The sequence below is a fragment of the Mesorhizobium salmacidum (SeqCode) genome, assembly GCF_037179605.1.
GTDB lineage: Bacteria > Pseudomonadota > Alphaproteobacteria > Rhizobiales > Rhizobiaceae > Mesorhizobium > Mesorhizobium salmacidum.
Genome location: NZ_JAPYKS010000004.1, coordinates 350,370 through 358,136 on the forward strand (window position 1 = coordinate 350,370; position 7,767 = coordinate 358,136).

General features: G+C 63.9%; 9 protein-coding genes. 7 read left to right on the forward strand and 2 right to left on the reverse strand.

What is annotated here, in order from left to right; genetic code table 11:
- Positions 1-79 precede the first annotated feature (79 nt).
- A complete protein-coding gene (locus O7A60_RS08125; RefSeq protein ID WP_337105796.1) occupies positions 80-613 on the forward strand; it encodes a TetR/AcrR family transcriptional regulator in 534 nt (177 codons plus the stop codon).
- Positions 614-648: 35 nt separating this feature from the next.
- On the opposite strand, the gene O7A60_RS08130 is transcribed toward O7A60_RS08125, so the two are convergent.
- Together O7A60_RS08130 and O7A60_RS08135 are read right to left on the reverse strand one after the other, a co-directional pair.
- Entirely contained in the window at positions 649-1,734 is a 1,086-nt protein-coding gene (locus O7A60_RS08130; protein ID WP_337105797.1) for an ABC transporter ATP-binding protein, read from the reverse strand.
- Positions 1,721-2,029, reverse strand: coding sequence for a PfkB family carbohydrate kinase (locus O7A60_RS08135; RefSeq protein ID WP_415926807.1), 309 nt, complete (start codon positions 2,027-2,029; stop codon positions 1,721-1,723). Before O7A60_RS08135 ends, O7A60_RS08130 begins: the two co-directional genes overlap by 14 nt.
- On the opposite strand from O7A60_RS08135, the gene O7A60_RS08140 reads away from it, so the two are divergent.
- The 6 genes from O7A60_RS08140 to O7A60_RS08165 form a co-directional block, all read left to right on the forward strand.
- Positions 1,913-2,680 (forward strand): 3-hydroxybutyrate dehydrogenase, encoded by a 768-nt coding sequence (locus O7A60_RS08140; protein WP_337105812.1) that lies wholly within the window; start codon positions 1,913-1,915, stop codon positions 2,678-2,680. The genes O7A60_RS08135 and O7A60_RS08140 overlap by 117 nt on opposite strands.
- 67 nt (positions 2,681-2,747) lie before the next feature.
- A complete protein-coding gene (locus O7A60_RS08145; RefSeq protein ID WP_337105798.1) occupies positions 2,748-3,506 on the forward strand; it encodes a phosphodiesterase in 759 nt (252 codons plus the stop codon).
- 223 nt (positions 3,507-3,729) lie between these two features.
- On the forward strand, positions 3,730-5,058 hold the full coding sequence (locus tag O7A60_RS08150; RefSeq protein ID WP_337105799.1) for an NAD(P)H-dependent oxidoreductase: 1,329 nt from the start codon (positions 3,730-3,732) through the stop codon (positions 5,056-5,058).
- A 2-nt stretch (positions 5,059-5,060) separates the two neighbouring features.
- Entirely contained in the window at positions 5,061-6,089 is a 1,029-nt protein-coding gene (locus O7A60_RS08155) for a thiamine pyrophosphate-dependent dehydrogenase E1 component subunit alpha (protein WP_337105800.1), read from the forward strand.
- On the forward strand, positions 6,089-7,087 hold the full coding sequence (locus O7A60_RS08160) for an alpha-ketoacid dehydrogenase subunit beta (protein WP_337105801.1): 999 nt from the start codon (positions 6,089-6,091) through the stop codon (positions 7,085-7,087). The genes O7A60_RS08155 and O7A60_RS08160 overlap by 1 nt, the downstream gene beginning before the upstream one ends.
- 3 nt (positions 7,088-7,090) lie before the next feature.
- A partial coding sequence (locus O7A60_RS08165) for a biotin/lipoyl-containing protein (RefSeq protein ID WP_337105802.1) occupies positions 7,091-7,767 on the forward strand: 677 nt, incomplete at its 3' end.

Here is a 7,767-nt window from a genome sequence, read left to right on the forward strand (position 1 = left end):
CGATTTCAAATGGTGGCGGTCTTACTGTACCGTCTGGACGGTCTTGTCAATTGGGCCTAAGCTTGCGATGGGAGGCACCATGAGAGCCCAAAGACCGAACTCGCGCGAGAAGATTCTCGCCGCGGCGGCTGATGTTGCCCGGGAATCCGGGCCCGGTAGCCTGTCGCTCGATGCCGTCGCCAGCCGCGCCGGCGTGTCGAAGGGTGGGCTGCTCTACAATTTCCCGACCAAGGCCAAATTGATGCAGGGCCTCGTCGAAGACTATCTGCGCGATTTCGAGCAAGCGCTGGAAACCGCGAACAGCAGCGACAACGGCAAAAATCCCCTCGCCGTCTATATCAGACTGTCAGCCGAGGATTGCGAGGAAAAGCAGCCGTCGGCATCCTGGATTTTTTCGGCGATCGCCGAGGATCCCGATTTCATGACGCCGATAAAGACATTCAAGCGGCAGCTTTTCGAGCGCCTGAAGGGCGAGGCGCCGGACCTCAAATCGCTGCTGGTCTGCTATCTCGCCATCGAAGGACTGCGCAGCATGAACCTGTTCGATTCCGACGTGCTGTCGAAGGACGAGCGCCAACTCTTGGTATCGTCACTTCTCGAGATCGCCAAATAGGCCTGCCTGCGCGGGTGCAGGACGACGCTGTGATTTCAAATCGCCGGCAAGGCCTTGCCTGTCGAGGGGTCGAATAAGCGAAGCGCGGCCTCGTCGAAGGTGAGGTTGCGCTTTTCGCCCTTGGCGAGCTGGGCTCGCGGCGGCAAGCAAGCCGTCAGCCGCTGCGCGCCGATCCGGGCCGTGGTGACCAGTTCAGGGCCAGTCAGTTCGACCACCTCGATCTCCACCGGCAATGACAGGTCCGTGGCGGCCCCGGTCGCCACACGAAGCGCTTCCGGCCTGATGCCGACGACCATTTGTGCGCCCTCACGAGCCGCATTCGCATAGCGTGCAGGCAAAGGGATCCGTACATCGGACCCGGCAATGGCCAGCCTGCCGCCGGTAATGGTGGCCTGAAGCGTATTCATCGATGGCGCGCCGACGAAGCCGGCGACATAGAGTGTTGCCGGGTCGTTGTAGATTTCTTCCGGGGTGCCGAGCTGCTCGATTCTGCCGTCGCGCATGACAGCGATGCGGCTGGCCAGCGTCATCGCCTCGATCTGGTCGTGGGTGACATAGACGACGGTGGTCTGCAGCATCTGGTGCAGGCGCTTCAACTCGGTGCGCATTTCCAGGCGCAGCTTGGCGTCGAGGTTGGACAACGGCTCGTCGAAGAGGAAGACCTGCGGCTTGCGTACCAGCGCCCGGCCGATGGCGACGCGCTGGCGTTGGCCGCCGGACAGCTGGCTCGGCTTGCGGTCGAGCAGAGCTTCGATCTGCAGCAGCCTTGCCGCTTCGTTCACCGCCCTGTCACGCTCGTCGGCCGCGACGCCGCGCATCTCCAGTCCGAAGCCGATGTTGCGGCGCACAGTCAGGTTCGGATAGAGCGCATAGGACTGGAAAACCATGGCTATATCGCGGTTCTTGGGGTGTACGCCGAGTATCGAGCGACCGCCGATCAGCACGTCGCCGCTCGTGGCTTCGGCCAGTCCCGCGATGATGTTGAGAAGCGTCGATTTTCCGCAGCCGGACGAGCCGAGCAGCACCAGGAATTCACCGCTCTGCAGCGCGATGTCGATGCCTTTCAGCGTTTCGACACTACCATAGCTCTTGCGGATGCCGCGGATTTCAAGCGCGCTCATGCATGGGACCCTCGAACTGCATCGGCCCGCCATAGTTGCGAGGCAAGGTGGAAATGGCGCGCGAGGCGACATGCGTCGCGGCGCGGAGGCAGGCGGACAGCGGCTGTTCCTGTGCCAATGCGGCCAGGAAGGCGGCATTGAAGACGTCGCCGGCCCCGATCGTGTCGACGACACGGACATCGGGCGCGACGGCTTCGACAAGCGTGTTGTCCGGGCCGATGGCGATGGCGCCACGCGGCCCGCGCTTGACCACGTCACCATCAATGGACTGGGCGACGCCGCCGCCATCGAGCAGGGGCGCGCCGGCATCGAGAAGGATTTCGGCGTCAAGTGCCGCTACTCCGATGCCAACATGATGGATGGCGCCGCCGTCACCGCCATGGTCCATGACGCCGAAGAGGCATTCGGCAGTCTGGACATCCTGGTCAACAATGCCGGCATCCAGCATGTGGCGCCGATCGAGGCGTTTCCCGACGACAAGTGGGAAGCCATCATCCGCATCAACCTTTTGGCCGCCTTCTACGCCATCAAGGCGGTGGTGCCAGGCATGAAGAGCCGCAAATGGGGCCGCATCATCAACACGGCCTCGGCGCACGCGCTGGTCGCCTCGCCGTTCAAGTCGGCCTATGTCTCGGCCAAGCATGGCATATCGGGCCTGACCAAGACGGTGGCGCTGGAAGTCGCGCAGGACGGGATCACCGTCAACGCGATCGCGCCCGGCTATGTCTGGACGCCGCTGGTCGAGAAGCAGATCCCCGACACGATGAAGGCGCGCGGCATGACCGAGGAACAGGTCAAGCACGACGTGCTCTTGGCCGCGCAGCCGACCAAGGAATTCGTCACCGTGGAAGAGCTTGCGGCGCTGACGCTGTTCCTGTGCTCGGATGCAGCCAAGCAGATCACCGGCACGACCTTGCCGATGGACGGCGGCTGGACGGCACAGTAGAGCTGGTCGAGAGATAACGCCTTCAGGCCGACGCCAGGGGCGCCGGCAGGAAGCAGTGCGCGGGCCCATGAAAATCATCCAGCTCTCCGATCCGCATCTGATGGCGCCGGGTGGTCGTCTCCATGGCTCCAATCCGCTCGACCGGCTGGAGGCCTGCCTGGCGGATATCGGCAGGAACCATGCCGATGCCGATCTGGTGGTGATATCAGGCGACCTGACCAATGATGGCGAGCGCGCCGCCTATGCGGCATTGAGGGAGGCGCTGTCGGGGTTCGTGCCGGCTTGCCGGCTGATGCTCGGCAACCACGACGACAGGGCGCTTTTTGTCGAGATGTTCCCGCAAACGCCAGCCGAGCGCGGGTTCGTCCAGAGCGTTTTCGATGGCAGCGATGGCCGCCTGATCCTGCTTGATACGCTGGACAGCGGACATGTCGAGGGCAGACTGTGCCCGGTACGGCTGGGCTGGCTGGACGAAAAGTTGCAGGAAGCCCGCGACCGGCCGGTCTTCCTCTTCATGCACCATCCGCCGTTCCGGATCCGCATGCCGGTGCTTGACGAGGTCAAGCTCGCCGACGCCGATGCCTTCCATGACGTTCTCCTGCGCCACGGCAACGTAGGCCACATCTTTGCCGGCCACGTCCACAGGCTGATCGCCGGCAGCTGGCGCGGCATACCGGTCAGCACGCTGCGCAGCACCAACCATCAGAGCGCCCTCGATTTTTCGGACAGCTGGCAACTGGGCCACGAGCCACCCGCCTATGCCGTGATCTTCATCGATGCCGATGGAGTGATCGTCCATTTTCACGATTTTCCTGTCGCCGGTTAACGCCGCCAACAGGATCAGGACGCCGACCGCTCAACCGTGAGCCCGATTGGGCCGATGAATTCCGCGATTTGCCGGGCTTTCCCGACCTCTTTTCCACCCTGCGGCGGACGGCGGGAAAGTGCTGCAAAGCACACGGATTTGGACATTAGTCTTGACAGAAATACAGATGTTCAATACCCGTCAGACAATTGAACAGGCCTGCATTATGGGAGGAATGAGCGGTATGGCTTCCAATGTTTCGTTGACGGGCCTTGCCCGCGACCTCGAGGAACGCGGCAAATCGGGCAAGCCGATCCGCATCGGTCTGATCGGGTCGGGCGAGATGGGAACCGACATCGTCACCCGCGTCGCCCATATGTCGGGCATCGAGATCGGTGCGATCTCCGAGCTGAACCTGCCCGCCGCCAGCAAGGCGGTGGACATCGCCTTCCAGGAAACCGGCCATGCGCGCGAAGTTTCGAACGCCTCGGCGATGACGGCTGCCATGGAGGCCGGCAAGGTGGCGGTGACCAACGACGCCAGCCTGGTCATAAACAACGATCTGATCGACGTCGTCATCGATGCGACCGGCGTTCCCGCCGTCGGCGCAGAGATCGGCTTGCGCGCCATGGAGCATGGCAAGCATCTGGTGATGATGAATGTCGAGGCCGACGTCACCATCGGCGCTTATCTCAAGAGCGAGGCCGACCGGCTCGGCGTGACCTATTCGCTGGGCGCCGGCGACGAGCCGTCCTCCTGCATGGAGCTGATCGAATTCGTTTCGGCCATGGGCCATCCAATCGTCGCCGCCGGCAAGGGCAAGAACAACCCGCTCAACATCGACGCCACACCGCCCGCCTATGAGGAAGAGGCCATACGCCGGCACATGAATGTGCGCATGCTGGTGGAGTTCGTTGACGGCTCCAAGACCATGGTCGAGATGGCGGCGATCGCCAACGCCACCGGCCTGGTGCCCGACAAGGCCGGCATGCATGGCCCGGCCGCGACGCTCGGCGAATTGAACAAGGTGCTGGTGCCGCAGAAGGACGGCGGCGTGTTGTCCAGGGTCGGCGTCGTCGACTATTCGATCGGCAAGGGTGTCGCGCCCGGCGTCTTCGTCGTCGCCGACATGTCGCATCCGCGCATCTCGGAACGCATGGAAGATCTGAAGATGGGCAAGGGTCCGTACTTCACCTTCCACCGCCCCTATCACCTGACGTCGCTCGAAGTGCCGCTGACCTGCGCCCGCGTCGTGCTCTACGGCAAGGCCGACATGGTGCCGCTGGCAAAGCCGGTGGCCGAAGTCTGCGCGGTGGCCAAGAAAGACATGCAGCCGGGCGAAAAGCTCGATGCGATCGGCGAATATTGCTATCGCGCCTGGATCATGACGGCGCCGGAAGCGCATGCCGCCAGGGCCATTCCCTGCGGCCTGCTGCAGGGCGGTTCGGTGACGGCGCCGATCAAGAAGGGCGAGTTGATCACCTACGCCAATGCCGCTCCGGCAGTGGGCTCCAAGATCGCCGAATTGCGCGCCCGCCAGGACAAGCTCGTCTACGGAACCGTGGAGGCCTGATCATGGCCGGAGCCAGCAAAGCCGTCGCGGACAGCCGCGCCAACCTGCCCTTCGTCTATCGCCAATACAGCGCCGAGCAACTGAAGCAGGTGCTCTACAAGATGTACCTCATCCGCCGCTTCGAAGAGGGCGCGGAGGAAAGCTACACGCGGGGCCTCATTCACGGCACCATGCATCTGTCGATCGGCCAGGAGGCCAGCGCCATGGGCATATGCATGCCGCTTGGCGAGGATGACCAGATCACCTCCACCCATCGCGGGCATGGCCACTGCATCGCCAAAGGCGCCGAGGTCAAGCGCATGTTCGCCGAGTTCTTTGGCAAGACCACCGGCTACTGCAAGGGCCGTGGCGGTTCGATGCACATCGCCGATGTCGCCAAGGGCAATCTGGGCGCCAACGGCATTGTCGGCGGCGGCATTCCGATCGCCGTCGGTGCCGCGCTCTCCTCCAAGATGATGAAGACCGGCAAGGTCGTGGTCTCCTTCTTCGGCGACGGCGCCAACAATGAAGGCGCCTTCCATGAGGCGCTCAACATGGCGGCGGTCTGGAAGTTGCCGGTGATTTTCGTCTGCGAGAACAATGGCTATGGCATGTCGACGTCGACGGCCCGCTCGACCGCGGTCAAGAACATCGCCGACCGCGCCGCCGCCTATTCGATGCCGGGCGTCATCGTCAACGGCAACATCTTCTCCGAGGTCGCCGAAGCTTCGTACAAGGCGGTCGAGCGGGCACGTGCGGGCGAGGGGCCGACGCTGATCGAATCCAAGACCTATCGCCATCGCGGCCATTCCAAGAGCGACCGCAATCGCTACCGGACCAAGGAAGAGATCGAGGACTGGATGTCCAACCGCGATCCGATCACGCTCTTCGAGAACGAACTGCGGGAATTCGGTTTCATCGACGACAAGGGCATCGAGGCCATTCGCGAGGCGGTGGTGCGAGAGATCGCCGAGGGCATCGAGTTCGCCAAGGCTAGCCCTTCGCCCGACGTCAGCGAGACCGGAAATTACGTGTATACGGAGAAGGCGTGATGGACGCGATGGTGCGTGAACTGAGCTACGCCCAGGCGATCCAGGAGGCCATGGCGATTGCCATGGACATGGACGACCGCGTCTTCCTGATGGGCGAGGATATCGGCGTCTACGGCGGCGCCTTCCAGGTGACCGGCGATCTGGTCGAGCGCTATGGCGCTGAGCGGGTGCTGGACACACCGATCTCTGAACTGGGCGGCGCGGGCGTCGCTGTCGGCGCCGCGCTAACCGGCATGCGGCCGATCTTCGAATTCCAGTTTTCCGACTTCGCCACGCTCGCCATGGAGCAGATCGTCAACCAGGCCGCGAAGATGCGCTTCATGCTGGGCGGCGAGGTTTCGGTGCCCGTCGTGATGCGCTTCCCCGCCGGCTCCGGCACCGGTGCGGCGGCGCAGCACAGCCAGAGCCTGGAAGCCTGGCTCGGCCATGTGCCGGGGCTGAAGGTCATCCAGCCGGCGACACCCTATGATGCCAAGGGCATGCTTCTGGCTGCCGTCGCCGATCCCGATCCGGTGATGATCTTCGAGCATAAGCTGCTCTACAAGATGAAGGGGCCGGTGCCGGAAGGCTACTACACCGTGCCGATCGGCAGGGCCGACATCCGCCGCGAGGGCCGCGACCTCACGATCGTCGCCACCTCGATCATGGTGCAGAAGGCGCTCGCCGCCGCCGCCACGCTGGAGGCCGAAGGTATCGACGTCGAAGTCGTCGATCTCCGGACCATCCGGCCGATGGACAAGCGGACGGTCATCGATAGCGTCAAGAAGACGTCGCGGCTGATGTGCGTCTATGAAGCAGTCAAAACGCTGGGCATCGGCGCCGAGGTCAGCGCCATGATCGCCGAGAGCGAGGCGTTCGACTACCTCGACGCTCCGATCGTGCGGCTGGGTGGCGCGGAAACGCCGATCCCGTACAATCCGGAGCTGGAAAAGGCCACGGTGCCGCAAGTTCCCGACATCATCACCGCCGCGCGCGACCTCGTGAAAGGGGTTCGCTGAGACATGCCGACCGAAGTCATTCTTCCCAAGGTCGACATGGACATGGCAACCGGACAGATCTCGCGCTGGTTCGCCGAGGAAGGCGCGCACGTCAAGAAGGGCGACGTGCTGTTCGAGATCGAGACCGACAAGGCGGCGATGGAAATCGATGCACCGGCCAGTGGCGTGTTGCGCGACGTGACGGGCAAGGAAGGTGTCGACATCCCGGTCGGCGCGCCGGTTGCCTGGATCTATGCCGACGGCGAGGCTTATGGGGCCAAGCAGGAAGCGGCGCCAATCTCCCCCCTCGTGGGGGAGATGTCGGCGAAGCCGATAGAGGGGGGCGCTGTCCCGCCAACGCCTCATTCCGCCACGCCCCCCTCTGCCCTGCCGGGCATCTCCCCCACAGGGGGGGAGATTGGCCAGTCGCCGTCGGGCGGACGCGCGACACCGCTGGCTCGCCGTCTGGCGCGCGAGGCGGGCCTCACCCTTTCAGCCATATCCGGCACCGGCCCGTATGGCCGGGTGGTGAAAGCAGACGTGGATGCCGCGATCGCCGGCGGTGGTGCCAAGGCAGCGCCCGCCGCCAAGGCTCCGGCTGGCGCACCAGCCGCCGCGCCGGCGGTGAAGCCAATGTCGGACGACCAGGTGCTGAAGCTGTTCGAGGAAGGCTCCTACGAACTCATTCCGCATGACAACAT